The sequence below is a fragment of the Bacillus sp. V33-4 genome (assembly GCF_002860225.1).
GTDB lineage: Bacteria > Bacillota > Bacilli > Bacillales > Cytobacillaceae > Bacillus_BJ > Bacillus_BJ canaveralius.
This window is the reverse complement of record NZ_PGVC01000024.1, coordinates 111187-137236: the sequence shown is the minus strand read 5'-3', so window position 1 is coordinate 137236 and position 26050 is coordinate 111187. Positions and strand designations below refer to the sequence as shown.

24 protein-coding genes and 2 riboswitches are annotated in these 26050 nt (G+C 42.9%); of the genes, 20 read left to right on the top strand and 4 right to left on the bottom strand.

Annotated features, from left to right (window positions below; genetic code table 11):
* Positions 1 to 39: 39 nt before the first annotated feature.
* Positions 40 to 1212 (top strand): FtsW/RodA/SpoVE family cell cycle protein, encoded by a 1173-nt coding sequence (locus tag CVD23_RS09955; protein WP_101577310.1) that lies wholly within the window; start codon positions 40 to 42, stop codon positions 1210 to 1212.
* Between the two features lie 86 nt (positions 1213 to 1298).
* Here the strand turns inward: CVD23_RS09955 and CVD23_RS09950 are convergent, their stop codons facing one another.
* The 4 genes from CVD23_RS09950 to CVD23_RS09935 form a co-directional block, all read right to left on the bottom strand.
* The gene (locus CVD23_RS09950; RefSeq protein WP_101665901.1) at positions 1299 to 2360 is read right to left on the bottom strand and encodes a Ger(x)C family spore germination protein; all 1062 of its coding nucleotides are present in this window, start codon (positions 2358 to 2360) and stop codon (positions 1299 to 1301) included.
* On the bottom strand, positions 2357 to 3451 hold the full coding sequence (locus CVD23_RS09945; RefSeq protein ID WP_101665900.1) for a GerAB/ArcD/ProY family transporter: 1095 nt from the start codon (positions 3449 to 3451) through the stop codon (positions 2357 to 2359). The genes CVD23_RS09950 and CVD23_RS09945 overlap by 4 nt, the downstream gene beginning before the upstream one ends.
* 14 nt (positions 3452 to 3465) lie before the next feature.
* Positions 3466 to 4959, bottom strand: coding sequence for a spore germination protein (locus CVD23_RS09940; RefSeq protein ID WP_101665899.1), 1494 nt, complete (start codon positions 4957 to 4959; stop codon positions 3466 to 3468).
* 163 nt (positions 4960 to 5122) lie between these two features.
* On the bottom strand, positions 5123 to 6112 hold the full coding sequence (locus CVD23_RS09935; RefSeq protein ID WP_101665898.1) for an ABC transporter substrate-binding protein: 990 nt from the start codon (positions 6110 to 6112) through the stop codon (positions 5123 to 5125).
* Between the two features lie 323 nt (positions 6113 to 6435).
* Between CVD23_RS09935 and CVD23_RS09930 the strand changes: the two genes are divergently transcribed.
* From CVD23_RS09930 to CVD23_RS09840, 19 genes are all read left to right on the top strand, one after another.
* Entirely contained in the window at positions 6436 to 7440 is a 1005-nt protein-coding gene (locus tag CVD23_RS09930; RefSeq protein ID WP_101665897.1) for a FecCD family ABC transporter permease, read from the top strand.
* The gene (locus tag CVD23_RS09925; RefSeq protein ID WP_101665896.1) at positions 7437 to 8498 is read left to right on the top strand and encodes a FecCD family ABC transporter permease; all 1062 of its coding nucleotides are present in this window, start codon (positions 7437 to 7439) and stop codon (positions 8496 to 8498) included. Before CVD23_RS09930 ends, CVD23_RS09925 begins: the two co-directional genes overlap by 4 nt.
* 61 nt (positions 8499 to 8559) lie before the next feature.
* Positions 8560 to 9384, top strand: coding sequence for an ABC transporter ATP-binding protein (locus CVD23_RS09920; RefSeq protein ID WP_101665895.1), 825 nt, complete (start codon positions 8560 to 8562; stop codon positions 9382 to 9384).
* A 68-nt stretch (positions 9385 to 9452) separates the two neighbouring features.
* Entirely contained in the window at positions 9453 to 9713 is a 261-nt protein-coding gene (locus CVD23_RS09915) for a YusU family protein (protein WP_101577302.1), read from the top strand.
* A gap of 217 nt (positions 9714 to 9930) precedes the next feature.
* Entirely contained in the window at positions 9931 to 10848 is a 918-nt protein-coding gene (locus tag CVD23_RS09910; protein ID WP_101577301.1) for a proline dehydrogenase family protein, read from the top strand.
* A 277-nt stretch (positions 10849 to 11125) separates the two neighbouring features.
* Complete coding sequence (locus CVD23_RS09905) at positions 11126 to 13510, top strand: 3-hydroxyacyl-CoA dehydrogenase/enoyl-CoA hydratase family protein (protein ID WP_101665894.1); 2385 nt, start codon at positions 11126 to 11128, stop codon at positions 13508 to 13510.
* A gap of 362 nt (positions 13511 to 13872) precedes the next feature.
* On the top strand, positions 13873 to 15048 hold the full coding sequence (locus CVD23_RS09900; protein ID WP_101665893.1) for an acetyl-CoA C-acetyltransferase: 1176 nt from the start codon (positions 13873 to 13875) through the stop codon (positions 15046 to 15048).
* A gap of 65 nt (positions 15049 to 15113) precedes the next feature.
* Complete coding sequence (locus CVD23_RS09895; RefSeq protein WP_101577298.1) at positions 15114 to 16898, top strand: acyl-CoA dehydrogenase family protein; 1785 nt, start codon at positions 15114 to 15116, stop codon at positions 16896 to 16898.
* A gap of 240 nt (positions 16899 to 17138) precedes the next feature.
* Positions 17139 to 17495: an arsenate reductase family protein gene (locus CVD23_RS09890; RefSeq protein WP_101577297.1), complete on the top strand. Its 357-nt coding sequence runs from the start codon at positions 17139 to 17141 to the stop codon at positions 17493 to 17495.
* Positions 17496 to 17599: 104 nt separating this feature from the next.
* On the top strand, positions 17600 to 17983 hold the full coding sequence (gene gcvH, locus CVD23_RS09885; protein ID WP_101577296.1) for a glycine cleavage system protein GcvH: 384 nt from the start codon (positions 17600 to 17602) through the stop codon (positions 17981 to 17983).
* 180 nt (positions 17984 to 18163) lie between these two features.
* A complete protein-coding gene (locus tag CVD23_RS09880; RefSeq protein WP_101577295.1) occupies positions 18164 to 18520 on the top strand; it encodes a toprim domain-containing protein in 357 nt (118 codons plus the stop codon).
* A 9-nt stretch (positions 18521 to 18529) separates the two neighbouring features.
* Complete coding sequence (locus CVD23_RS09875; RefSeq protein ID WP_101577294.1) at positions 18530 to 18844, top strand: thioredoxin family protein; 315 nt, start codon at positions 18530 to 18532, stop codon at positions 18842 to 18844.
* Positions 18845 to 19007: 163 nt separating this feature from the next.
* Positions 19008 to 20279, top strand: a complete 1272-nt coding sequence (locus CVD23_RS09870; protein WP_101577293.1) for an MFS transporter — start codon at positions 19008 to 19010, stop codon at positions 20277 to 20279.
* 156 nt (positions 20280 to 20435) lie between these two features.
* Entirely contained in the window at positions 20436 to 20804 is a 369-nt protein-coding gene (locus CVD23_RS09865; protein WP_101577292.1) for a hypothetical protein, read from the top strand.
* Positions 20805 to 20866: 62 nt separating this feature from the next.
* Positions 20867 to 20993: riboswitch (SAM riboswitch) on the top strand.
* A gap of 124 nt (positions 20994 to 21117) precedes the next feature.
* Positions 21118 to 22434 carry an O-acetylhomoserine aminocarboxypropyltransferase/cysteine synthase family protein gene (locus CVD23_RS09860; protein ID WP_101665892.1) on the top strand — a complete coding sequence of 439 codons (1317 nt, stop codon included), beginning with the start codon at positions 21118 to 21120 and terminating at the stop codon, positions 22432 to 22434.
* A 129-nt stretch (positions 22435 to 22563) separates the two neighbouring features.
* Positions 22564 to 22679: riboswitch (SAM riboswitch) on the top strand.
* Between the two features lie 179 nt (positions 22680 to 22858).
* Positions 22859 to 23884 (top strand): methionine ABC transporter ATP-binding protein, encoded by a 1026-nt coding sequence (locus CVD23_RS09855; protein ID WP_101665891.1) that lies wholly within the window; start codon positions 22859 to 22861, stop codon positions 23882 to 23884.
* Complete coding sequence (locus CVD23_RS09850; RefSeq protein WP_101665890.1) at positions 23877 to 24545, top strand: methionine ABC transporter permease; 669 nt, start codon at positions 23877 to 23879, stop codon at positions 24543 to 24545. The genes CVD23_RS09855 and CVD23_RS09850 overlap by 8 nt, the downstream gene beginning before the upstream one ends.
* Positions 24546 to 24559: 14 nt before the next feature.
* A complete protein-coding gene (locus CVD23_RS09845; protein WP_101665889.1) occupies positions 24560 to 25414 on the top strand; it encodes a MetQ/NlpA family ABC transporter substrate-binding protein in 855 nt (284 codons plus the stop codon).
* A 262-nt stretch (positions 25415 to 25676) separates the two neighbouring features.
* Complete coding sequence (locus tag CVD23_RS09840) at positions 25677 to 26045, top strand: carboxymuconolactone decarboxylase family protein (RefSeq protein ID WP_101577287.1); 369 nt, start codon at positions 25677 to 25679, stop codon at positions 26043 to 26045.
* Positions 26046 to 26050: the final 5 nt, after the last annotated feature.

Sequence of the window (26050 nt, the reverse complement as noted above, 5' to 3'; positions counted from 1 at the left end):
ATGAACTATTGTACACAATCCTTTTTTGGGAGAATGGATATGACTTCGAATCAAAAATCAAATTCCAGACTGGATTTCGGTCTAGTTTTAATATTATTTTTATTATTTCTGGCCAGCTGCGCAGCCATCTATAGTGCACAGACAACGGGCCAATACGGGGAAAACTTTTTAATCAGGCAGATCGTCTTTTATGCAGTCGGCTGCGGAATTATCGCTGCGGTTATTAATCTTGACTCTGATCAGTTAAAAAAATTGGCCTGGTATGCGTACGGATTCGGAATTCTGTTGCTTGGCTTGTTGATTGTTGCTCCAGATAGTATTGCACCTACAATTAACGGTGCAAAAAGCTGGTTCAGGGTACCTGGAATGGGGTCGCTCCAGCCGTCCGAGTTTGTCAAAGTATTTATCATTCTTGCGATCGCAAGGGTGATTGTTGAACACCATCAGAAACACCTCGTGAAAACAACTCAAACCGATTTATGGTTATTGGTTAAAATCGGCTTGATTACGCTGCTGCCGCTCCTTCTTGTCATGCAGCAGCCCGACCTCGGGACATCGCTTGTTTTTATTGCGATTATGGTCGGAATGATCTTTATTTCTGGCGTCAGCTGGAAACTGTTATTGTCTATTTTCGGTGCAGGGCTGTCGATTATTTCGGTTATCATGTACTTTGTCCTCTGGAAACCGGAAATTCTTGAAAAATATCTTGGTGTGCAAGAATACCAGTTCGGAAGAATTTATTCGTGGATTGATCCTTACAACTATCAAAGCACGACAGGGTTTCAGCTGACCCGGTCACTGCTCGCGATCGGGTCAGGGCAAACAGGCGGAAAGGGCTACGGGAACCGCGAGGTCTATTTGCCTGAAAGCCATACCGATTTTATTTTCAGTATTGTTGGTGAAGAATTTGGCTTTGTCGGAGCCAGTGTGCTTGTAAGTTTGTTCTTTTTGCTTATTTACCAAATCACAAAAGTAGGCATGGAAACGAAGAATGATTTCTATACATTTGTTTGTGTAGGGGTCATTAGCATGATCACCTTTCATGTCTTTCAAAATATCGGGATGACGATTGGCTTGCTGCCTATCACGGGGATTCCGCTTCCGTTTATCAGCTACGGCGGAAGTTCGTTGATGGGAAACATGCTCGCGATCAGCCTGATTTTCTCGATACGGTATCATTACAAAAAGTATATGTTCTCAAAGGATGCATAAGAGCGATGCCAAAAGATTGATTTTACGCGGAAAGGCCAACATAAACAGAGCGGAGGGGATTTCTCTTCGCTCTTTTAAATGCCCTGTTATTCAAGCACACCTGACTCAGTGAGCGTCACATCAGGATTGATGTTAACGGTTAAGTGCTTGTACTCATCCGGCCACCTGTTGTAGTCGAAATGCCGGGTTCTGCTGCTCACGTACATGCCAAAGCCGATCGGGTCAATGTTTTTATCCTGAAACCGGTGGGTCATGCCCGCACATTGTTCTTTTATATTTTTAACCATTGTATCTTCTATCTTCTTTACTTTTGCGGGGCTTAGTCTACCACCGGAATATTCTTTGATAATTCCTTCTACTTTAATGTCGAGGTCGAGTTCATATGGTTCCCGCTTATTGATTTTCAGCTTGAATTTAGACTTGATACTGCGGACATACGCTTCCTCTTTCTTAGTCATGTGAACCTTTAATCCGCCCCTTGTATGTTTATCTACCATTAATTTAAAATAAAACATTTTATCAGCCGGGATTTTATCAACGACTTTGTCTCCAGAGAACAGCGCCAAGCCATTGATTATTGCTTTCCCACCGCCGATATCTTTAATAATCGGCAGGAATGGATCTTGGCCTTTTTGGAAATACATCGCAGAAAAAACATGAAGGTTTACATTTGGTACATTCCTATTTTCGATATTATGCTCCAGCATATCCGCGAAATAAACAGCGGTTCCCCTCGTTCCATAGTCACCACCGATAATTTTGCCGGCCTCTCCTTCAGTTACCGCTAAATAAAGTCGTTCTGCGATACTCGGATCTCGTTGAAAAGCATCGATTAAGTGAGCAAGACCTCTCCTGGAAAGATCTTCGCCAAACATGGCAACCTCGAGGCTTCCGGTTACGAGCGGATCGGCCGCCATTCTTTGAACTTCGGCAATGATATCCTGGCGCAAAGTCGAAACAGCTGTATACGAAAGGTTTTTAACCTTTTTATCAGGTTCATACTGGGGGACGGCAAATGTGCCTTTCAGACGGCCATCATGTGAATCGTACGATACTCCTGCTTCGATACTCACATCGTCGACAATCTCCTTCTGTAAACAGCCGGTCAGTAATAAGGTGGCAAGCATCGCCGTAAGAAACGTCCTCATCCTTTTTTCACCTTCTTCGCAATCACAATTGAAAGGTAAAGGATCGGGATATAAACATAAATAAAAGCAAAACCGATTCTCGATGTCAAAGTGTTGAGGAAATCGACCTGGCTACGGGTCTCGATTAAAATGGTGACAATGATACAAATGATCGCAATCAAAAAAACGTTCTTTTTTTGCTGAAAAGAAAAAATTCGCTTAATTAATCGGCTTGCACACCAAACTGCGATGCATATATTAGGGAGAATCACAAGATTCCAATTGGCAATGCCAATGTATTCAAAACGTTCGACAATGGGCATTTCGACGATTTTCCAGATCGTGAGGGTAGCCCAAATCGTTTTTTGCAGTTGTTGCTCCGAAAAATACGCAAAGGAAATAATGGTTAACACTGTATAAATAAGAGTCGTTGTTAATATCGCTAAATGAGCCCATTTCTTGGATTTTTCGGGACTCTTGATAAATGGATACATTAATAATATTGCCTCGAAACCGATATAGGTTAGCGACATTTTATAAGCGCTGATTAAAAATTCGACTACTGAGTGGTCAAACAACGGAAGCATGTTTGCAAATTTCGCGTATTTTAAGGCGAATGCAAACGTAAGGAGCAAATAAGCTGGAAGGACTGTTCCAAAAAAGGCGATCCCGACAACAGTCCTAAATCCACCGTATATAATGTAAATGACGAGCAGTAAATAGGCGAGTGAATACCAAAAAATACTCATTTCTGGAAACATCCATACTTGAATGACCTCGATAAAGGTGCGAAGGGTAGTGACGGCAATGATCGTGAAATAAGCAATGAAGATCGTGCTGATCGCTTTCCCTAGTTTTTTCCCAAAAACGAAAATATTCGCAGTTACGAGATCGCCCTCAACGGTGCTGCAGATTTTATAAATTAACCACATAATGATATGAAGGGATAAACCGGAAAAAAGGACGGAAATCCAAGCTTCATATCCTGCACCCTTGGCAATGATCCGCTGATAGCCAAGGATCCCGATGCCAATTTGCATTGCTATTACAATGTAAAAGACGAGAAAAGGGGAAATTTTCAATGGTTCTGGAATCGACTCATTCTGGAGCATATTTCACCTCGGAACTATTCATCTATGTCTTTCTTTTCTCTGGCCTTCTTCGTGTTGAAACGAACCGGGTCTTCCGGCCGTAAAAATAGCGGGCGCAGCGCTTGTTTCTCAAAAGGAAGGCGGATTAAAGCATCCCTGAAATCGATCATTCTTGGTGGATAAAGCGGTGCTAAGAATGGTCTTTCCAATGAAGTGAGCCTTAACAAATGAGTAATTAAAATGCAGAAGCAAAAGATGATTCCAAGCAGGCCCCAAAGCTCGGCGAAAAATAAAAATGGAAACCTCAGTAAACGAATGGTATTGCCCATTCGATAGATCGGTGTGGTAAACGAAGCCAGCGCGGCAAGTGCTACAAGGATCAACAGGACATTACTCGTCAAGCCGGCCTCAACGGAAGCGGTTCCGATGACAATTCCGCCGACGATACCAATAGTCTGGCCAACTTTTGTCGGCAGACGGGCCCCGGCTTCCCTCAGTAATTCAATCGTTAGCTCCAAAAATAATGCCTCCAGTATTGGTGGAAGCGGAACTGCCCTTCGTGACGTAATCAATGTGGTTAGGAGATCTTTCGGAATCAGTTCATAATGATATGAAAGGGCAGCGACATAAATAGGCGTAACCAAAACCGAAAAAGCAACCGAAAACAAGCGAATAAGCCGGAAAAATGAGGCCAAATACCAATTTAACAGATAATCCTCAAAGGAACTGAAAAATTCAACTAATGTAGTAGGGCCAATAATCGCATGCGGTGAACCGTTCACAATCACCGCCACTTTCCCCTCTGCGAGCACCGCCGCAACCCTGTCAGGCCTTTCGGAGTCCAATAACTGTGGAAACGGAGAGTTTTGATTATCAGAGATGATTTGGGCGATGTAAGAACTGTCTAAAATTTCATCAAAGTTAATATTTTTGATTCGATGCCTGATCGTATTTACATTCTCTGGATCGGCAATACCGTCAATATGAAGAATACAAACCTTTGATTTAGATAAATCACCGACAATGATTTCTTCGACCACTAATTCCTTAATAGGAATCCGCTTCCTGATCATGTTCAAATTCTGGTCAAGCGTCTCAACGAAAGCTTCTTTCGGACCGATAACACTGAACTCAACCTCAGGCTGTGTAACTTTCCTTGCGACGTTTTTCTGTGCCGAGATAAAGGCGAATTTTTTCGGATCTGTTTCAACGGTTAACATCGCGTTGCCAGCGAAAAGCTTTTGCTCGATAACCGAAGGGTCTTCCGATACTTCCACCTCTGCTACCGGGATAATTTTTTTGACATCATCGATAACAGCAAATGGCTGCTCCAGCAAATAAGGAAGCGCATTTTCCTGCAAAATTTTTTCATCAACAAGCGTTGCTATGAATGTAAAAGTGAAACGCACATTCGTTTTTCGGTTAACATAAAAGGTTTTCTTAAAATCCTTTGATTTACTAAGGTTTTTTTCCCAGTCGTTGTTCTTGGCATCTTTTTGAGTTCGCTTTTTTTTAAACCACTGCTTCATATTGTTCCCACCGCCAGTTTTGCCATAAAGCTATTATTTCCTTATCTGCCAGTTTTATGAGAGATAAAAAAGAATCCGCAATTTTTGCAGATTCTTTCTAGAAGATATTTTTAAGTAATATGCACAGTGATGTTATTATTTTTAACTGTTGACAGGGGGGATGTTATTTTAGGAAATAGTTTTCGAGATCATCGAGCATTAGATTAGCCGCTATGACACCACCGGCTGTGTTCCAAATTGCATCGCTAACCTCATAGGCGTTCCCGCTTTTCACAGCGTTTAAGTTTTTCCATAAGGGATCATTTGTCCATTCTTTTGCTGTATCGAGAGCTGCTTGATCACCTTTTGGAGCATATGTGAAGTAGAAAAGGATGTCACCGTCCATTTGTGGGATTACCTCCTTGCCAACTTCGATCGCAAGGTTTCCAAGCTTATTATCTGGAGTGAAAAGATCTGCCTGCTGTGCAGCGCGTTTAAATCCTAATTGCTCGAAAATAACCCCGGAAAACGAATCTGTGTAATAAATACGGGACTTTCCGGCCATGAATCTGACGACGGAAACTTCTCGATTTACTTTATCACCCAGTTTTTCTTTTAACTCTTCTACATGGTTATCAAACTCATTTAATACTTTCTTACCTTTTTCTTCTTGATTTAAAGCTTTTGCATATAATTTAAAGTTCTCTTTCCAATCTCCTCTTAGCGTCTCTGAAAAGATGGTAGGAGCAATCGCATTCAGTTGGCTGTATACAGCTTCTTGACGCAGCTTGTTACCAATGATTAAATCAGGTTTTAGTGCGGCGATTTTCTCCAAATTCACCTCGTGCTCAACACCGACAACTTCTACGCCATCCATATCCTTTTTAATATGATCGTACCACGGATCCCCAAGCCATGATTGCACAGCACCAACGGGTTTTACGCCTAGTGCCAACAATGCTTCTGTACCTTCGTTTGTAAGAATGATCACTCTCTTAGGTGTTTTTTCTATAGTAGTGTTGCCCATTGCATGTTCAACCGTATAGCTTGGCGCTTCTGCATTGTTGCCAGCTTCGTTTGTTGCAGCAGATTCCTCAGCTGTGTTCCCGCAAGCGGCAAGAAGGAAGAGAGCAACTAAAGAAATAATTGCAGATAAATGTTTAAAGCCTTTCATTTTATGTAGCCTCCTAAAATCGTTGTGAATGATAATCATTTTCATTTGTAGGTCAATCATAAAATGATTTTTTTACCGTGTCAATAACTAAATGAAAATGATTATCAAAGTCATTGACACTATTTCACTATTACAATAGACTGAAAATATATTTAGTAGTTGAATAAATTTCATAATGCATTTCTTGTGAAAAACGAATAATAAATTAAAATTATGACAGTTTTATTCGTTCATACGGAACCCTCATGGTTATTCCGGATAAATTTAATTCGTTTTTCGTTTAATACATTGTGGAATTTACTCAGTTGGAAAGGTATTAAGCTATGTTGTTCAAAAATAACCGGCAAAAATGGACTGGCTTGGCTGTAGCCATGATTATTTTGCTTTTGTTAATGTGCGCAAGTATTGTATACGGGTATACGGATACATCCTGGCGGACGGCCATTGCTGCGTTTACGAATTTTAATGGTTCAAATGAACATATCATCATTCAATCGGTAAGAGTTCCCCGTGCATTTATTGGGGCTGCTGTTGGGGCAAGCTTGGCAATTTCAGGTGTCTTGATGCAGACACTAACGAAAAATCCGCTCGCCTCACCCGATATCTTTGGGGTGAATGCGGGAGCTGGCGCCTTTGTTGTAATAGCTGTAACGATCTTCAGCATTGGGAATCTCCAATTATTCACGTGGGTTTCTTTTGCAGGAGCGGCTATAGCTGCGATCACTGTTTATGCTGTTGGATCCATAGGCAGGGAAGGCTTAACACCCATGAAGATGACACTTGCCGGCGCAGCAATGACAGCGATGTTTGCATCTTTTACCCAGGGACTCCTCGTTTTAAATGAAGCTGCTTTAGAGCAAGTATTATTTTGGCTGGCGGGTTCAATATCCGGTCGTAAACTTGACAACTTAACGGCAGTTCTTCCCTATTTAGTCACAGGTTGGATTGCTTCTCTCGTTATTGCATCCAGAATGAATGTACTGGCGATGGGTGAAGATGTGGCAAAAGGTCTCGGGTTAAATACCGCTTTCATTAAAATAAGTATTGGTGTAATTGTCATCCTGCTTTCAGGAGGTGCAGTTGCCGTGGCAGGCCCGATTGGATTCATTGGAATCGTTGTTCCACATCTGACCCGTTCACTCATAGGAAATGACCATCGCTGGTTAATCCCGCTTTCCGGCATGCTGGGCGGAGTATTACTGGTTGCTGCTGATATCGCATCGAGATATATTTTGATGCCGCAGGAAGTTCCAGTCGGGGCCATCACTGCTATTATCGGAACCCCATTTTTCATTTATATTGCGAGAAAGGGGTTCAATGGGCGATGAGCGAATACAAAATTGTTCGCATCTATAAAGGAACAGTTTCTTTTTTAATCGATAAAAAGGCATTATTTACTGTCCTTGGTTTGTTGCTTGTAGCTGCATTAATATTTATTATCAGCACTGGATTGGGAGAAATGAAAATCAACCCGTTTAAGGTACTACAAGTGTTTTTCGGCGGAGGTTCAGATATGGACCGACTTGTCATCCAGTCATTCCGGTTGCCGAGAATTATGACAGCGTTGCTGGCAGGCGTGGGCCTGGCAGTAGCGGGAGCCATTTTGCAGGGGATGATCCGAAATCCGCTTGCATCTCCAGATATCCTGGGGATTTCCGGTGGAGCAGCGGTTGCAGTTGTCGGTTTTTTAGCTATATTTAGCGATAACAACCATGTATTGACTGTAAGCATTAAATGGTTGCCTGCTGCTGCTTTTACAGGAGCAGCAATCGTCGCATTGCTGGTTTATTTTTTGGCCTGGAAAAATGGAGTCTCTCCGATAAGACTCGTTCTTGTGGGAATTGGGGCCATGAGTTTAACGAAGGCTCTGACAACATTAATGATGGTTTTGGGGCCTATTTATCAGACAAGCCAGGCAAATATCTGGATTACCGGGACGGTATACGGTTCAACATGGGAAAACGTAGGGGTTTTAGTGCCGTGGTGTTCCATTCTGATTGTCATAGCTTTCATATATGCAAGGCATGTTAATATTCAAGAACTTGGTGATGAAGTAGCGGCGGGGCTTGGAGGCAGTGTGCAAAGGCAGCGCTTTATATTATTAATGCTGAGCACTGGGCTGGTTGGCGGCTCGGTCGCATTCGCTGGAGCAATCGGCTTTGTCGGTTTAATGGCGCCACATATGGCAAGACGGCTTGTCGGTGCTTCGTTCGGTGCGTTAATCCCAGCTTCTGCATTGATTGGCGGTATTCTCGTCATGCTTGCTGATCTGGTGGGAAGAACATTGTTTGCTCCGCTCGAGGTTCCGGCCGGGGTGTTTACAGCCGCAATAGGCGCGCCATACTTTATTTATTTGTTGTACAAAACCCGAAATTCGGCAGGCTGAGTAATCAACTTTTTTTCAGACATACACGGAGCAAATTATACGGAAAAAGGAGCTGGCAAACATGGGGCAAGCAATTGAAACGAGACATCTGACGCTTTCTTATGGAGACACGATCATCATTGATGAGCTGGACCTGAAAATTCCGAAAGGCGAAATTACCGTTTTTATTGGCGGGAACGGCTGTGGAAAATCGACTTTGCTCCGTTCGATTGCCAGGCTGCTCAAGCCGCAGGCAGGAACGATTTTACTGGAAGGCGAAGCGATTGCCAAACAGCCGACTAAGGATGTCGCAAAAAAAATGGCGATTCTTCCCCAATCTCCAATCGCACCGGAAGGGCTTACAGTTCTGCAGCTTGTCAAGCAAGGGCGCTATCCACATCAAACATGGTTGAAGCAGTGGACCGAACTTGATGAGCAAAAAGTGATCGGAGCTTTGGAGGCCACCGGGCTGGCAGATTTGAAAGATCGTTCCGTCGATTCCTTATCGGGCGGACAGCGGCAGCGGGCATGGATAGCAATGACCCTTGCCCAGGACACAGATATCATTCTCCTCGATGAGCCAACTACTTACCTCGACATGACTCATCAAATTGAAATATTGGATTTGCTTTTTGAATTAAATGAACAAGAACAACGAACGATTGTGATGGTTCTTCATGATCTGAATTTAGCGTGCCGTTATGCACATAATATTGTCGCGATTAAGGATCAAACAGTATTTGCGCAAGGGAAGCCGGAAAATGTCATTAATTGCAGCCTCGTCAAAAATGTGTTTGGAATGGATTGTGAAGTGACGATGGACCCGCTTTTCGGCACGCCATTATGTATTCCCTATGGCAAGGGAAGATGCATTATCGAGAGGCCAGGCGTCTTAACTGGAGTTTAAGCCAACGGTGACAGAAATGAACAAAACCTGCCCGCTAAAATGCGGGAGGCTGACAAAGGAGGACCAGCATGGATGAGAAATTCTTAAATCAGTTTGAAGCTTTACTGGACAAATACACGGAGCTTTTGATTGGTGAAAGCAATGAGGATCTGAAAGAAAAAGTGAAAGTATGGGCTCTGTACAGCTATATTGCCAAATCGATGCCTCCGCTCGCCAAGCATTGGAATGAGATGTACCCTGAGGCAAAGGAAGAAGTAAAAACGATCATAAGTGAAATTAAAAGTTTAAATGAAGCGCATCGCCAGCATGGAGGCCGCGCTGAAAAATAAAAACGCCATTGCCCAAATAATTGGGGAATGGCTTTCTTCTTTGAGGGTGATAATTATCGATCAATTATATGTATGGCGTTTTTGCAAAGTTGACCGACACATTCCGATGATTTTCTTACTAAACTAATATTCAAAAATATGAAAAAATGATAAAATTGATTTGCCACTCAGGTGCTTTTTACTGTTGTGTAACCGTTTTCGAGAGGGGATAATGAGATTGGAGCAAGCATTAAGAAACTTTTTTCTCTTTTTATCTAAAAATAAAACTTTAACAAAAATGGCGAAAAAATACGGATTGCGCTTCGGGGCTTCCCGCTTTGTCGCCGGAGAATCAATCGAGCAGGCTGTAGAAGTGATCAAAGACCTTAACCAAAAAGGGCTCGTTGTGACGATTGATTATTTAGGTGAATTTGTCGACAATGAACGGGAAGCAAACGAGATGGCAGATCACTCAATTGAAGCAATTAAAGCGATTGGCCGGGAAAAGCTCGATGCACAGCTTTCCTTGAAAATGACCTCGATGGGGCTTGATATTTCAGATGAAATTGTCATGCAAAATATGCGGCGGATTCTTGATGCTGCAAAAGAAAACGATGTGTTTGTTACGATCGATATGGAAGACTTCTCACGATGTCAAAGGACGATCGATATCTTTAAACGTTTAAAAGCTGAGTATGATCATGTCGGCACCGTCATCCAGGCATATTTATATCGCACTGAAGGTGATATACACGACTTAAATGAGTATTCACCGAATCTTCGCCTCGTAAAAGGAGCCTACAAGGAACCGGCAGAGGTTGCTTTTCCCGACAAACAGGATGTAGACGAAAACTTTAAAAAAATTATTGGCATCCATCTTTTAAACGGCAACTATACGGCTGTCGCCACCCATGATGAAGCTATCATTGAATATACGAAACAGCTTGTTAAAGAACATAATCTCCCAAACAACCAGTTTGAATTTCAGATGCTGTTTGGAATCCGCCCTGATCGGCAACTTGAGCTCGTCCAGGAAGGCTATAAAATGAGGGTTTATGTCCCGTTCGGCACCGACTGGTACGGCTACTTTATGCGCCGCCTAGCTGAACGGCCGGCCAATGTAGCGTTTGTTTTAAAGGGAGTCTTTAAGAAATAAAGATAAGCTAATCTAAATTCTGCTCAGAAAAGCAGTTTTCTAGATTAGCTTTTTCTATAATAATGGCTGATTTTGTGGGCAAACTTCATTTTAACTAGGCGGCAATTTTAGCCTTAATGATATATTTCGAAAAATTTTTATTTTTCCGCTGTTTATTATTGCGAAAATTTTGTAAATATTTTATAGTTATAAGTAGCACGACTCATTCGAAAGCAAATTTTTTTTGACAGAAAAATGAATGAGTATTCATTCAAAAATGTCAAAGGGGGAAACAAAATTGGTCCAACGTATTAAAAAAGCTGCAGTTCTTGGGTCAGGTGTGATGGGTTCAGGAATTGCTGCGCATCTTGCCAACATTGGAATCCCAACATTGTTGTTGGATATTGTGCCTCGAGAATTATCCGAGGCGGAAAAAGCGAAAGATTTAACGCTCGAAGATAAACAGGTCCGCAACCGAATCAGCGCAGGTTCCGTGCAAAAATTGCTCAAGCAAAAGCCAGCCCCGCTTACGTCAACAAAGAACCTAGCTTTAATTGAAGCAGGTAACTTCGACGATGATATGCCAAGATTGAGTGAAGTTGACTGGATTATTGAAGTCGTTGTCGAAAATCTAAATGTAAAAAAACAAGTATTTGAGAAAGTAGATCAATTCCGTAAGCCGGGAAGCATTGTTAGTTCCAATACTTCGGGGATTTCCGTTGAAGCGATGGCGGAAGGGCGCTCAGAGGATTTTCAAAAGCATTTCCTGGGCACACATTTTTTTAATCCACCGCGTTATTTAAAGCTTTTGGAAGTGATTCCGACTAAACATACGGATAATGACGTTCTTTTATTCATGAAGCAATTCGGTGAAGACGTTCTAGGAAAAGGGGTTGTTGAAGCGAAAGACACTCCGAACTTTATCGCGAACCGGATTGGAACGTATGGGTTACTCGTTACGGTTCAAGAGATGTTGAAAGGCGGGTACAGTGTCGGCGAGGTTGACTCCCTTACAGGGCCGCTCATTGGCCGCCCAAAAAGCGCGACCTTCCGTACCCTTGATGTAGTGGGACTTGATACGTTTGTCCATGTTGCCAACAACGTATATGAGCAGGTAGAAGGAAAGGAAAAAGAAGCTTTTGAAGTTCCTGACTTTATGAAAGAAATGTTGAACAAAGGCTGGCTGGGCAGCAAATCAGGTCAGGGCTTCTTTTTGAAAAAGGGGAAAGAGATACTCGAGCTCGATCCAAACACATTGGAGTATGGAGAACGGAAGAAGCTTAAAACAGCCTCAACCGAAATGAGCAAGCAGGAAAAAGGGCTTGGCAATAAAATGAAAGCGCTCATATTTGCTGATGACCGCGCCGGACAATTACTATGGAAGATTATTAGTCCGGTACTCGTCTACTCTGCTGAATTGCTGGGGAAGATAGCCGATGATATTGTCGCAATCGACAGGGGGATGAAGTGGGGCTTCGGTTGGGAGCTTGGCCCATTTGAAATATGGGATGCGATTGGTTTAGAGACATCTGTTGAAAAAATGGAAGCTTCCGGCCTGGAGGTTCCTGACTGGGTAAAAGAGCTGGTCGGAGCGGGATATACTTCATTTTACAAAGAAGAAGACGGAAAGCTGAGCTTTTTCCATAATGGTGAATATCGCCTCATTGAAGAAAACCCGAAGGTGATTAACCTTAAACAGCTGAAAAAACAAAAAGGCCTTATCAGAAAGAACAGCGGAGCAAGCTTAATTGATCTCGGAGATGGTGTTGCACTGCTTGAGTTCCACTCACCAAATAACGCAATCGGGCTCGACATCATTCAAATGATCAACTTTGCGGTTGACGAAGTTGAAAAAAATTATAAAGGTCTGGTGATTGGCAACCAGGGAAAAAACTTCTGCGTCGGCGCTAACCTGGCGATGATGTTAATGGAGGCACAGGATGATAATATTTATGAACTCGATATGACGGTCCGCCAATTCCAGCAGGCGATGATGAAAATCAAATACAGTTCAAGGCCGGTCGTCGCTGCCCCATTTGGAATGACGCTCGGCGGCGGAACAGAAGTATGTCTTCCTGCCGCACACATCCAGGCTTCAATGGAAACGTATATGGGACTTGTCGAGGTTGGTGTCGGCTTGATTCCAGGCGGCGGTGGAAACAAGGAATTGTATATTAAATATCTTAACAGCCTGCCGAACGGTGTTGAATTTGATCTGCAAAAAGTCGCCAATAAAGTGTTCGAAACGATTGCGATGGCGAAAGTGTCCACCTCCGGGGAAGAGGCGCGCGACAATAATTTCTTGAATGCTGCGGATGCCATCAGCGTGAACGGGGATCACCTTCTCCATGATGCAAAGCAGGCGGCGCTTGCTCTTTATGAACAGGGGTATAAACCACCAGTTCGCAAGAAAATTCCGGTCGTTGGTGAACCTGGATATGCGACGCTTCTTCTTGGCGCGCAAACGATGATGTATTCCGGATACATTTCCGAGCATGATTTAAAAATTGCGAAAAAGCTGGCTTATATTCTTGCTGGCGGGAAGGTACCATACGGGACAGAAGTCGATGAACAATATTTGCTGGACCTCGAACGGGAAGCATTCTTAAGTTTAATTGCTGAGCCAAAATCGCAGCAAAGAATGCAGCATATGCTTGTTAAAGGCAAGCCGTTGCGCAACTAAACCATTTTCTGGATTTGATTTGACAATCTATTAAGCTAAATCGAAAAACCAATTAACTGTCCTTAATAAACCAAAACAATTCCGTATTAAAAGAATCATATTCTTACAGTTTTAAATATTAGTTCGTTTTGCATGGAAGAAATGCTTTATGAAATTTGTTCAGTTGAGTAAATTTCACAATGTAATAAGCTAAACCGAAAAACGAGTTAAATTGTCTTAATGAACGAGGAGGTTTCAGTACGAAACGAATAATGCTGTTTACTTTTATATAATTGTTCGTTTTTCAATTAAAGAAATGCTTTAAGAAATTTACTCAGTTATATAGATTTTCTCAACATTGCAGAGGAAAGAGAGGGAACAAGATGAGAGAAGCGGTAATCGTTGCAGGTGCACGTACTCCTATAGGAAAAGCGAAAAAAGGCACGCTTGCGAATGTCCGGCCTGATGATCTTGGCGCGCTTGTTGTCAAAGAAACATTAAAGCGGGCAGGAAACTATGAGGGCAATATTGATGATTTAATTATTGGATGTGCCATGCCGGAAGCGGAACAGGGCCTGAATATGGCACGTAATATCGGCGCATTGGCTGGCCTTTCCCATACCGTACCGGCGATCACGATTAATCGGTATTGTTCTTCAGGACTGCAGGCGATCGCCTATGCAGCAGAAAGAATCATGGTTGGTGGTTCCGACACGGTGATTGCCGGCGGGGCAGAGTCGATGAGTCTCGTCCCGATGATGGGGCATGTGGTCCGTCCAAATGCAAAGCTGGCAGAAACAGCTCCTGAGTATTATATGGGGATGGGGCATACAGCGGAAGAAGTTGCAAAGAAATACGGCATTTCCCGAGAAGATCAGGATGCCTTCGCGGTTCGCAGTCACCAAAAAGCTGCCAAGGCAATAGAAGAAGGTAAATTTGCAGACGAAATTGTTCCTGTCGATGTAACGATTCGCTCAGTCGGCCGCGATCATAAGCTGACTGAGAAAACGATTCAATTTAAGCAAGATGAGGGTGTTCGCTCGGGCACAAATATGGAAACGCTCGCAAAGCTTCGCCCGGCTTTCTCAGTTACCGGCTCGGTAACGGCAGGTAACGCGTCGCAAACGAGTGATGGTGCAGCAGCTGTTATGGTGATGGACAGGGAAAAAGCGGATTCGCTTGGCTTAAAACCTCTTGCCAAGTTCCGTTCCTTCGCTGTCGGCGGAGTTCCGCCTGAAATCATGGGGATTGGCCCAGTCGTGGCAATTCCAAAAGCATTGAAACTAGCAGGCCTGGAGCTTTCAGACATTAGCTTGTTTGAATTAAATGAAGCGTTCGCATCGCAGTCTTTGCAAATTATCCGTGAGCTTGGATTGGATGAGGAAAAAGTAAACGTCAACGGCGGCGCGATTGCGCTTGGCCATCCGCTCGGCTGTACAGGTGCAAAACTGACTTTATCGCTTATTCATGAGTTGAAGCGACGAAACGAGCAATTTGGTGTGGTCACAATGTGCATCGGCGGCGGAATGGGTGCAGCCGGAGTGTTTGAACTTTTATGAAAAAAGTGATGGGAGAGGCTTAAACGTAAGACTCTCTCTTAAAAATAGACAGGAGGAATATAAAAATGGCAAACCAAACAGATAGCTTAGTAAAAGGCGGCAGCTTTTTAATCGAAGATGTGTCTCCAGATCATATTTTTACGCCCGAGGACTATTCCGACGAGCAGAAAATGATTGCGAAAACGACTGAAGATTATGTTGTAGGCGAAGTTATTCCGCAAGTGGAGCACCTGGAAAACCATGAATTTGACCGTTCGGTAAAGCTTTTGAAGCAAGCTGGCGAGCTGGGATTACTGGGTGCTGATGTTCCGGAAGAATATGGCGGACTGGCGTTAGATAAGATCAGCTCTGCGTTAATTTCTGAAAAAATGGCCCGTGCCGGCGGCTTTTCGATTTCTCATGGCGCACATGTTGGAATTGGGTCACTGCCGATTGTTTTGTTCGGAAATGAAAAGCAGAAACAGCAGTATTTACCGCTGTTGGCAACAGGTGAAAAGCTTGCTGCCTATGCCTTGACAGAGCCGGGGTCAGGATCGGATGCACTTGGGGCGAAAACAACCGCGAAGTTAAATGCGGAAGGAACGCATTATATCCTGAACGGCGAAAAGCAATGGATCACAAACGCGGGTTTTGCCGATGTATTTGTGGTGTATGCAAAGATCGATGGCGAGCATTTTTCAGCATTCATTGTTGAACGTGAATATCCAGGTGTGTCGACCGGCGCAGAAGAAAAGAAAATGGGCATCAAAAGCTCTTCAACTCGTACATTGATTCTGGAGGATGCGCTTGTTCCGAAAGAAAATCTGCTTGGCGAGTTTGGCAAGGGTCATGTCATTGCATTTAATATTTTAAACATTGGCCGTTACAAATTGGGAGTTGGTGCAGTTGGTGCTTCCAAACGTGCATTTGAAGTCACAGTTCAGTATGCAAACCAGCGCCAGCAATTTAAAACGCCAATTTCCCAGTTCAATCTTACGAAAGAAAAAATCGCAACAATGGCCTCAAAACTTTACGCTGCAGAAAGCTCTGTTTACCGTACAGTCGGTCTGTTTGAAGACAGGATGAGCCGGCTGACCGACGCGGAAGCTAACGATGGAAAAGAAAATGCAAAAGCGATTGCTGAATATGCGATCGAATGTTCATTAAATAAATTTTTTGCAAGTGAAGTATTGGATTATATTGCTGATGAAGGTGTGCAGATTCATGGCGGATACGGTTTCATGGCCGAGTATGAAATCGAAAGAATCTACCGTGACTCCCGTATCAACCGTATTTTTGAAGGAACGAATGAAATCAACCGTCTGCTCGTGCCGGGCACTTTCCTCCGTAAAGCATTAAAAGGAGAACTTCCGTTGCTTCAAAAAGCGCAAGCTTTACAGGAAGAGTTGATGATGCTAATGCCGGAAGAACCGGGCGATGAGCCATTGGCGCAGGAAAAATATTTGGTGAAAAATGCAAAGAAAATTGGCTTGTTGGCCGTTGGCCTCGCTGCACAAAAATTTGGAAAAGCGCTTGATAAAGAGCAGGAGATCCTCGCAAATATTGCCGATATAATTTCCAATGCCTATGCAATGGAATCGGTTGTTCTTCGTACAGAAAAAGCAATTGAAAGAGATGGTCTTGAGAAGAGCAAGCAAAAGCTGCTGTATACACAAATTTTCTGCCAGGAAGCTTTCAACGAAATTGAAAGCCATGCAAAAGAAACGTTGGTCGCTGTAGAGAAAGGCGATACGCTGCGCATGCTTGTATCAGCGCTTCGCAAATTTACACGCCATACACCGATAAATGTAATTGGCAAAAAACGTGAAGCATCTGAAAAATTAATCACAGCAGAACGGTTTGTCGTATAAAACGAACCAAAATTGGCCGGAAAAGTAAAAACCTTCCGGCCATTTTTTTGTTCGTTGAAAAATATTACTGTTTTATATTGCAGCGGAATCAGAAAAGCAGGAAGGCGGAGAAGAGTGTCGAATCATTATGTATGGACGTATCCGTTAGGAATTCACCTGAAATTATGGTACTATTCAAATGAATAACAGGAAGCATGTCAATAGAAAGAAATGGATAAGATTACATTGGGTGGTGGAAGCATGGCATTAACGTTTTATTGGTATCCTAAGTGCGGTACGTGCAGAAAAGCAAAGAAATGGCTCGAGGAACACGGGATAGCTTATGAAGAAGTACATATTGTAGAAAATTCTCCTTCCCGCACTGAGATCGAAAAGCTGTATCGAAACAGCGGACTCGATATTAAGAGGCTTTTTAACACGAGCGGGCAAAAATATCGCGAGCTTGGCTTAAAGGACAAAGTGAAAACAGCGTCAGAGGACGAGCTTCTTGATTTATTGGCAGCCGATGGCATGCTTATTAAACGTCCAATAGCGACAGATGGACAAAAGGTAACGATCGGGTTTAAAGAAGAAGATTACGAAAAAGCATGGCTTTAAGTTAGGTTAGTATTTGTTACCAGGCAAGGAAATGCTTTTACTTACCTGGTAAGAAAATCTATAATAGATTACCTAAGATTACAGGAACATATGGAGGGATATGAATGAATACACCAAACGAATTGCGTTATTCAGAAGAACATGAATGGGTTAAAGTGGAAGGCGAGAACGTCCGTGTTGGAATCACTGATTTTGCACAATCGGAACTGGGCGACATTGTTTTTGTTGAGCTTCCGGAAGTGGGAGATGAAGTGAAAGCTGATGAGCCATTTGGAAGCGTTGAGTCCGTAAAGACCGTTTCTGAGCTGTATGCACCAGTCAGCGGGACAGTTGTGGCAGTAAACGAAGATTTAAATGACAATCCTGAATTTGTCAATGAGTCACCATATGAAAAGGCATGGATGATTGTCGTGAAACCATCAGATTCCGGTGAAATTGACAACTTAATGAGTGCCGAACAATACGAAGAAATGACCAAAGAAGATTGAAAAATGCGCCTTGAGTGATCAAGGCGTTTTTTTATCATCTGGAATGCGTCGTTTTTGCATACGTTGTGAAAATAGGTAAAAATAAATTTAGCAATATGAATCACAGGTAGTACACCACCACAGTCTCGTCTGCATAAATTATCGTAATTACAGATATAACTCCAAACATAGGTGATCATAATGAACATTGATATTTTTGAGAAGGTTCTTATTGTTGAAGGGAAATCGGACAAAACAAAAGTGAAAAACATTTTAAAGGAACCTGTTGAGATTATTTGTACAAATGGCACAATCAGCTTAGCTAAGCTCGATGAATTAATTGAGCTGCTGTTTGAAAAGGATGTTTATATATTATTTGATTCGGATGCTGCAGGAGAAAGGCTTCGCAAACAATTTAAACGAGAAATGCCCCAGGCAGCACATCTCTATATTGACAGAATGTACCGGGAAGTAGCGACGGCTCCCGAACACCACTTGGCTACTGTTCTTCTCGGGGCCAATATTGATGTTCATTCTGAATACTTGGAAAGAGGATAAAATTGTACCATGAAGGAATGGACGCGCGAAGATATCGAAAAACAACTCGAGGCGGGCGGGCCGGCAGTCATCTACTTTTACACACCTTTATGCGGCACATGCCAGCTTGCCGGAAAAATGCTGGAAGTCGCGGCCATGCTGTTTAAAGAAGTGCCGATTGGACAGGCAAATTTGAACTTCGTTCCTGAGTTTTCTGAACTTCTTACGGTTGAAAGTGTACCATGTCTTGTCATATTCAAAGATGGCAAATTGCAAGAAAAACTGTATGCTTTTCATTCTGTCCCGTACTTAGTTGAAAAAATAACTGCTTCTCTAAAACATTGACCAGGGGTTAAGCTCCTGGTTTTTGTTTTGCATGGCTTGCGGCAAGATAACATGCCATATTTCTTTAAACTATTTTGAATCATTTTACTCGCAAATATTTACAGATTGATGCGAAAAGGATTATGATATTTAGGGATTCGAAATATTTAAGGGGCGAAGCTGGATGGCGTTATATATGGAATGGGCAAATCAATTTCGCAATTATAATCGCAATATTAAATTAGCGATTACAGCAAATATTTTCACCCAAATTGGCCTGGGTGTTTTCATGGTTATCTATAACTTTTATATTCGTGAGCTCGGCTATTCTGAACAGGTTAATGGACAGGTTATATCGATGACGGCTTTAGCTACGGCGTTGATCTTAATACCTGCGGGTCTTTTAAGTGATAAGCTCGGCAGAAAAAAAGTAATGCTGTTCGGGGCAATAACTTCCGGAATTGTTCTCCTGTCAAGAAGTGTTGTTGAACCGCAAACACTGCTCATTTTGTTTGCCTTTGCCACCGGACTCACGACTTCCTTTATACAAGTTTCCGGCATTCCGTGGCTGGCCGAAAACTCGAAGCCAGAGCAGCGTGTCCACCTTTTCAGCATGCATTTTGCCGTTATGACTGCAGCCAACGTAGTGGGAAACTTGCTTGGCGGTGTTTTTACTGATCTACTTTCCTTATTAATTGATCCGCTCACGAGCATCAGGGTGACCCTATTAATGGGTGGTGTCATTTACTTGTTGGGTGTTATACCGATTTTGCGGTTTCAGGAAAAACCGGAATTGCTTGTCCAGAAAAACGCTGTCAAAACAGCCGTTTTAAAAAAAGTGCAGCTAAAGTGGGACAGCTTAAAAGTAATTATTCTGTTCGCAGTTGCGCAACTGATTATCGGTGTCGGGGCAGGTTTAGTCATCCCGTATTTGAACTTATACTTTGCTGACCGTTTTTCTGCTTCAAATTCAGTAATCGGCCTGATTATTTCATTAGGCCAGGCTGCGACAGCAGTTGCCATGGTTATTGGTCCGTATGTTGTCAGAAGGCTTGGCGAGGTAAGGGCAGTCGTGGTTCTTCAATTGTTGTCACTGCCATTTTTGCTGCTCACCGCTTATACGGAACAGCTATGGCTGGCGGCGCTGGGGTTTTTGTTCAGGCAGGCGTTAATGAATGCTGGAAATCCAATCCAAATGTCCTTGATGATGTCCCATGTTGATGATTCGATGAAGGGGCTGGCGAATTCAGTCAATCAGATGGTTTTTAGCCTCGGCTGGGCCATCATGGGACCTGTGTCAACCGGCATTGTTATTAAATATGGGGAATACTGGGGATATGCCTTCGTCTTTTCAATTACGGCCGGACTCTATCTTATTGGCTCGACCTATTTCTTTATCGTCTTCAGGAGCATAAACCGCCCGGAAACGACAGCAGCTTCGGTAAAAACGGTCTAGAATCGAAAAAAGACATATTTCTCGGGAAATGAATTGGCAATGCCGAAATATGCAGCGGTATTGCTTTATTTAATTCAAAGTGTCGAACTTTTCACGCAGGGCTATTGAACAAGAAAGTCGAATGAATCAATATCGATTTGTAAAGAGGTGCCCGGAATGGAACAGCACTTAACTATTTTTATTGAAGAAATAAAAACTAGACGTCATACAGCCTGTTTACTTGAAGATAAGTCATTGACTATTTTGTTCTCTTCTGAAAAGATCGACACCTGCCTGCATATTAGTGACGGGGTCATCATTATCGTGAAAGATCATGTGGGTTCCCCCGATGCTAAAATAGCAGGGGAAGAACGATTGATCTGTTCGTTGCTTGCCGGGGAATTAAAGCTCAGGGAAGCTTCTGCAACTGGATTGAGCATAATCGCGCCATTTCGGATCATTCTTTTTCTTGAATCACTTTTCTTTTTAGGAAAACCATATAATCCAACTGTTTATGGGAGGATTTCGGACGCAGGAAACAGTTGACTAACCGGCAAAAGGCATGGTATCATCTGTTTAAATATTCCGACAAAAACGACAATTGAATATTCTTATCAAGAGAGGTGGAGGGACTGGCCCGACGAAGCCCGGCAACCGGTTAATAAACACGGTGCTAATTCCAGCAGAGCATGGATAAAGTTTAAAGCCAATGTAACTTGCTCTGGCAGATAAGAAGAGATGACCCCCCTCTTCTTTGAAAAGGGGGTTTTTCATTTCTTCTTTTAATGAATCCTGGTTTTCTCTGCCATAGGCAGCTTATTGTTAAAAGAAATCACTAAATAAAGAGGAGAGATGAAAAGTGAGTGAAAAGCAGCAAAAATATCGAATTGAAACAATTGGGGTTCATGGCGGGCTAAAACCTGACCCGATAACAGGTGCAAGGGCTGTGCCGATCTACCAAAACAATGCCTATCAATTTAAAAATACCGAGCATGCAGCAAACTTGTTTGCCCTAAAAGAAGAAGGATATATATACACAAGAATTCATAATCCAACCGTTACCGTTTTCGAGGAAAGAGTTGCGCAGCTCGAAGGCGGCATAGGCGCTCTTGCAGTATCGAGCGGTATGGCTGCGATTACGACAGCGATTTTAAATGTTGCCGAGGCTGGCGATGAAATTGTTGCATCTGCTAATCTTTATGGCGGCACCTATAATCTGTTCGCGGTCACTTTGCCGAAGTACGGGATAAAGGTAAAGCTCGTTGATTCCACAGACCCTAATGAAATTACACGGGCAATTACGGAAAAAACGAAGGCTGTCTTTGCAGAAACAATCGGAAACCCGAGCTTGAGAGTTTTGGATATTGAAGCTGTTGCAGAGGCAGCACATAGTGCTGGTGTTCCATTAATCATTGACAATACATTTGCTACACCGTATTTATGCAGGCCGATTGAGCACGGTGCGGATATTGTTATCCACTCGGCCACGAAATGGCTCGTCGGGAATGGGACCACTCTTGGCGGGATCATTGTAGATGGAGGGAAGTTTGATTGGAGCTCAGCTAAGTTCCCGGGTTTTAATGAGCCTGATTCAAGCTATCACGATCTTGTTTATAGTGAAGCATTGGGTCCAGCAGCGTTCATTGTTAAAGCGAGAGTCCAGCTTCTTCGCGATTTGGGACCGGCACTGAGCCCGCAAAACGCTTTTCAATTCACACTTGGATTGGAAACCCTTCATGTGAGAATGAAGGAGCATGTTGCCAACACGAAAATCATGATTGAGTATCTGGAAAACCACCCTGCAGTAAAATGGATTCTTTATCCGGGGCATAAAGCCCATCCTGATAAGAAATTAGCTGAAAAGTATTTGCCGAAAGGGGCAGGTTCTGTTGTCGTATTTGGAATCGAAGGAGGAAGAAAAGCTGGCGAAAAATTGATTAACTCTTTGTCATTATGGGCGCATGTTGCGAATGTCGGAGATGCGAAAAGCTTAATCATTCATCCAGCAAGCACGACCCACCAACAGCTTGATGCAGATGGACTGGCGGCAGCCGGTGTGCCAGAAGACCTTATTCGTGTATCGATTGGAATCGAAAATGCCGAAGATTTAATTGAAGATTTAGAACAAGCAATTGAAAAAGCAACAGGCATCATTTCAAGGACGGCCCATGTATAATTTTTAGACGATTTCAGCGGAAAAACTTTGTCGTTGACACTCTTTTTTATCCGTGATACGATATCACTCATAATTAAAAACTGCTTATTTTCAGGCAAAAACCAATTTAATATAAAAGAAGATTTTGCGCTCTTATCAAGAGAGGTGGAGGGATGTGCCCGTTGAAGCCCGGCAACCATCATTGAACATTTATTCAATGAAATGGTGCCAATTCACACAAAGCTTGAGGCTTTGGGAGATGAGAGAAAGGACATAGATGATATGCCTTTCTGCTCACAGAGCAGAAAGGCTTTTTATTTGCGCGCTTATCGGGATAGATACGAGTTTGTATTAGTAATGCATTCAAAATGGTATAGCGATGTAAGGGCAGTTTTTAATGTTAAGTTAGCCCACGGGGTGAATCGGATTTAAGAGGGTGAATCAGTTGATTACGATAAAAAACGTAAAAAAGATTTATCCTTCTAAAAATGGACAGATTAGCGCAGTAGAAGACGTGAACCTGGAAATAAAAGAAGGAGAAATCTTTGGTGTCATCGGATATAGCGGCGCTGGAAAAAGTACTTTGATTCGCATGCTGAACGGTCTTGAGATTCCGACTGAGGGATCGATTACCGTAGCTGGGCGTCAGGTGTCACAAATCAAGGGCAGCCAGCTTCGCAAGGCGCGCCAGGAGATCAGTATGATCTTCCAGCACTTTAATTTGCTTTGGTCAAGAACAGTACGTGAAAATATTGCTTTTCCTCTTGAAATTGCCGGGCTGAGAAAGCCGGAAAGATTAAAGCGTGTCAATGAATTGATTAAATTGGTCGGACTGGAAGGGCGGGAAGATGCCTACCCTTCACAATTGAGCGGCGGGCAGAAACAGCGGGTCGGAATAGCAAGAGCACTGGCCAACAATCCGAAAGTGCTTCTATGCGATGAAGCAACATCTGCCCTTGACCCGCAAACTACGGACTCTATTCTTGAGCTGCTCGTAGATATTAATAAACGCCTTGGGTTGACGATCGTGTTGATTACCCATGAGATGCATGTGATCCGGAAAATTTGCCATCGGGTCGCTGTAATGGAAAGTGGGCGGGTTGTCGAACTTGGAGATGTGCTCGATGTATTTAAAAATCCACAGCAGCCGATCACGAGAAGATTTGTTCAGCAAGTTACCGAACCGGAGGAAACAAAGGAAACGATTGAGCACTTGCTGGAAAGCTATCCGCACGGCCAGGTCGTTCAACTGACCTTCGTAGGGGAAGGTACAGAACAGCCGTTAATTACAAACCTGATCCGAAATTATCAGGTGACGATTAACATCTTGCAGGGTAAAATTTCCAAAACCCAGAATGGCTCTTATGGAACACTATTTATCCATATTGATGCCGCAGAAGCAGAGGCAGCGAAGGCAATTGATTACATACGCACCCAGCAGGTTGGGGTGGAGGTGATCACGAATGATTGAAACAATGCTGCCTAATGTAGATTGGGAAAAAATGTGGGAAGCGACAACCGAAACGCTTTATATGACAGGTATTTCCGTTCTCGCTACGTTTGTTTTAGGTCTACTGCTCGGACTGTTGCTGTTTTTGACGTCTAAAGGGAATATTTGGGAAAATCGATTGGTTAATTTAGTTATCAGCAGCTTTGTTAATATTTTTCGTTCAATCCCGTTTATTATTTTAATTGTTCTATTAATTCCTTTTACAAAATTCATTATTGGAACGATGATTGGAGAAAATGCCGCCCTTCCCGCGCTGATCATCGGCGCAGCGCCTTTTTATGCGCGAATGGTCGAAATTGGCCTGCGAGAAATTGATAAAGGGGTTGTTGAAGCGGCCAAATCAATGGGTGCATCAACAAGCACAATCATTTGGAAGGTGCTTCTTCCAGAATCGATGCCTGCTCTTGTCTCAGGAATTACCGTAACGGCGATCGCTCTGGTCGGCTACACGGCGATGGCAGGCGTAATCGGTGCCGGAGGACTTGGAAACCTCGCATACCTTGATGGCTTCCAGCGCAGCCGTTTTGATGTCACGCTTGTCGCGACGATTATTATTTTAATTATTGTATTCATCCTCCAGTTTATTGGAGATTTTATTACATCAAAATTAGATAAAAGATAAGGAGAGGTTTACAGATGAAAAAATGGTTACTGTTTATTACAACCCTTGCAATTGCCCTCGTGCTTGCAGCTTGCGGAACTGGCGAAAAAACAAGCTCTGAAGGCGGCAATGCTGGTGAAAGCAATGAAAAAGAAAGCAAAACGTTGGTGGTCGGTGCTTCTAACGTACCGCATGCTGAAATTCTTGAAGAAGCAAAACCATTGTTGGAAGAGAAGGGAATCGAGCTTGAAATCGAAACATTCCAGGACTATATCGTGCCAAACCAAGCGTTGGAATCCAAAGAGCTTGACGCAAACTATTTCCAGCATATCCCGTATCTAGAAGCACAAATGAAGGAGCATGGCTACAAGTTCACGAATGCCGGCGGAATTCATATCGAGCCGATCGGGGTCTACTCTAAAAAGTACAAGAGTCTTGAAGAATTGCCGGAAGGTGCCCATATTATCATGAGCAGCTCTGTTGCAGACCATGGCCGTATTTTATCAATGCTTGAAAAAGAAGGCTTAATCAAGCTTAATGCAGGTGTTGAGAAAACAACAGCAACAATTGATGATATTGCAGAAAATGCTAAAAACCTTGAATTCGACACTGAGTATGAAGCTTCCCTTTTGCCGCAAATCTATAATAACGGTGAAGGTGATGCCGTCTTAATCAACTCCAACTATGCTATCGATGCTGGTTTAAATCCTCTAGACGACTCAATTGCGATTGAAGAAGAGGATTCTCCATACGTGAACGTTATTGCCGTTCGCGAAGGTGACGAAGAAAAAGAAGAAATCAAGACATTGGTTGAAGTACTTCGCTCAGAAGAAATCCAGAATTTTATTTTAGAAAAATATGAAGGCGCCGTTGTTCCGGTTTCCGAGTAATGCATGAAAACAGGCATCCAAAAAGGGTGCCTGTTTTTTCTATAAGAATGAGTCAATTTCATAAAGCAATTCTTTAATTGAAAAACGAACAGTTATTTAAAATTAAGATAGTATTATTCGTTCCTAAGGGCAATCTCTTGTTTATTTAGTCAACCTTCGTTCGTTTTTCGGATTAGCTTATTACATTATGAAATTCACTCGAATAGTTTCTTTTTTTCTAAAACATACTAATGCTGTGATTATAAGAATGGAGTGGATGCACATGGAACAAATGGAACCACGAAACGCAACAGAAGCAGCCCTATACGATTATAAAATGGGGCTCGGGATATTTACGCAAAAAATGCCCGATCTGGCGGAGCATTATAACGCATTTACAGAAGCCTGCTTCAAAGAAGGGGCGTTAACACAGCGTGAAAAACAGCTGATCGCCTTTGGAATTAGCCTGTTTTCTCAAGATGAGTATTGTATTATTTACCATTTGAAAGGATGTCTTGATCAGGGTGCTTCTGAAGACGAGATTCTTGAAGCAGTAGGCGTTACTTCAGCATTTGGGGGCGGGGCATCGATGAGCCAGGCTGTAACATTGGTTCAGGAAGCAATCGGTGACCTCAATCAATTAAAGCAATAACCAGC

What these genes read in the sequence shown, in the direction of transcription:
- CVD23_RS09925 (WP_101665896.1), top strand. Translation starts at nt 7,437, where the DNA reads ATGAGCGAATACAAAATTGTTCGCATCTATAAAGGAACAGTTTCTTTT.
- CVD23_RS09945 (WP_101665900.1), bottom strand. Translation starts at nt 3,451, where the DNA reads ATGCTCCAGAATGAGTCGATTCCAGAACCATTGAAAATTTCCCCTTTT.
- CVD23_RS09900 (WP_101665893.1), top strand. Translation starts at nt 13,873, where the DNA reads ATGAGAGAAGCGGTAATCGTTGCAGGTGCACGTACTCCTATAGGAAAA.
- CVD23_RS09880 (WP_101577295.1), top strand. Translation starts at nt 18,164, where the DNA reads ATGAACATTGATATTTTTGAGAAGGTTCTTATTGTTGAAGGGAAATCG.
- CVD23_RS09865 (WP_101577292.1), top strand. Translation starts at nt 20,436, where the DNA reads ATGGAACAGCACTTAACTATTTTTATTGAAGAAATAAAAACTAGACGT.
- gcvH (WP_101577296.1), top strand. Translation starts at nt 17,600, where the DNA reads ATGAATACACCAAACGAATTGCGTTATTCAGAAGAACATGAATGGGTT.
- CVD23_RS09935 (WP_101665898.1), bottom strand. Translation starts at nt 6,112, where the DNA reads ATGAAAGGCTTTAAACATTTATCTGCAATTATTTCTTTAGTTGCTCTC.
- CVD23_RS09920 (WP_101665895.1), top strand. Translation starts at nt 8,560, where the DNA reads ATGGGGCAAGCAATTGAAACGAGACATCTGACGCTTTCTTATGGAGAC.
- CVD23_RS09895 (WP_101577298.1), top strand. Translation starts at nt 15,114, where the DNA reads ATGGCAAACCAAACAGATAGCTTAGTAAAAGGCGGCAGCTTTTTAATC.
- CVD23_RS09955 (WP_101577310.1), top strand. Translation starts at nt 40, where the DNA reads ATGACTTCGAATCAAAAATCAAATTCCAGACTGGATTTCGGTCTAGTT.
- CVD23_RS09845 (WP_101665889.1), top strand. Translation starts at nt 24,560, where the DNA reads ATGAAAAAATGGTTACTGTTTATTACAACCCTTGCAATTGCCCTCGTG.
- CVD23_RS09875 (WP_101577294.1), top strand. Translation starts at nt 18,530, where the DNA reads ATGAAGGAATGGACGCGCGAAGATATCGAAAAACAACTCGAGGCGGGC.
- CVD23_RS09950 (WP_101665901.1), bottom strand. Translation starts at nt 2,360, where the DNA reads ATGAGGACGTTTCTTACGGCGATGCTTGCCACCTTATTACTGACCGGC.
- CVD23_RS09930 (WP_101665897.1), top strand. Translation starts at nt 6,436, where the DNA reads ATGTTGTTCAAAAATAACCGGCAAAAATGGACTGGCTTGGCTGTAGCC.
- CVD23_RS09915 (WP_101577302.1), top strand. Translation starts at nt 9,453, where the DNA reads ATGGATGAGAAATTCTTAAATCAGTTTGAAGCTTTACTGGACAAATAC.
- CVD23_RS09850 (WP_101665890.1), top strand. Translation starts at nt 23,877, where the DNA reads ATGATTGAAACAATGCTGCCTAATGTAGATTGGGAAAAAATGTGGGAA.
- CVD23_RS09940 (WP_101665899.1), bottom strand. Translation starts at nt 4,959, where the DNA reads ATGAAGCAGTGGTTTAAAAAAAAGCGAACTCAAAAAGATGCCAAGAAC.
- CVD23_RS09890 (WP_101577297.1), top strand. Translation starts at nt 17,139, where the DNA reads ATGGCATTAACGTTTTATTGGTATCCTAAGTGCGGTACGTGCAGAAAA.
- CVD23_RS09870 (WP_101577293.1), top strand. Translation starts at nt 19,008, where the DNA reads ATGGCGTTATATATGGAATGGGCAAATCAATTTCGCAATTATAATCGC.
- CVD23_RS09840 (WP_101577287.1), top strand. Translation starts at nt 25,677, where the DNA reads ATGGAACAAATGGAACCACGAAACGCAACAGAAGCAGCCCTATACGAT.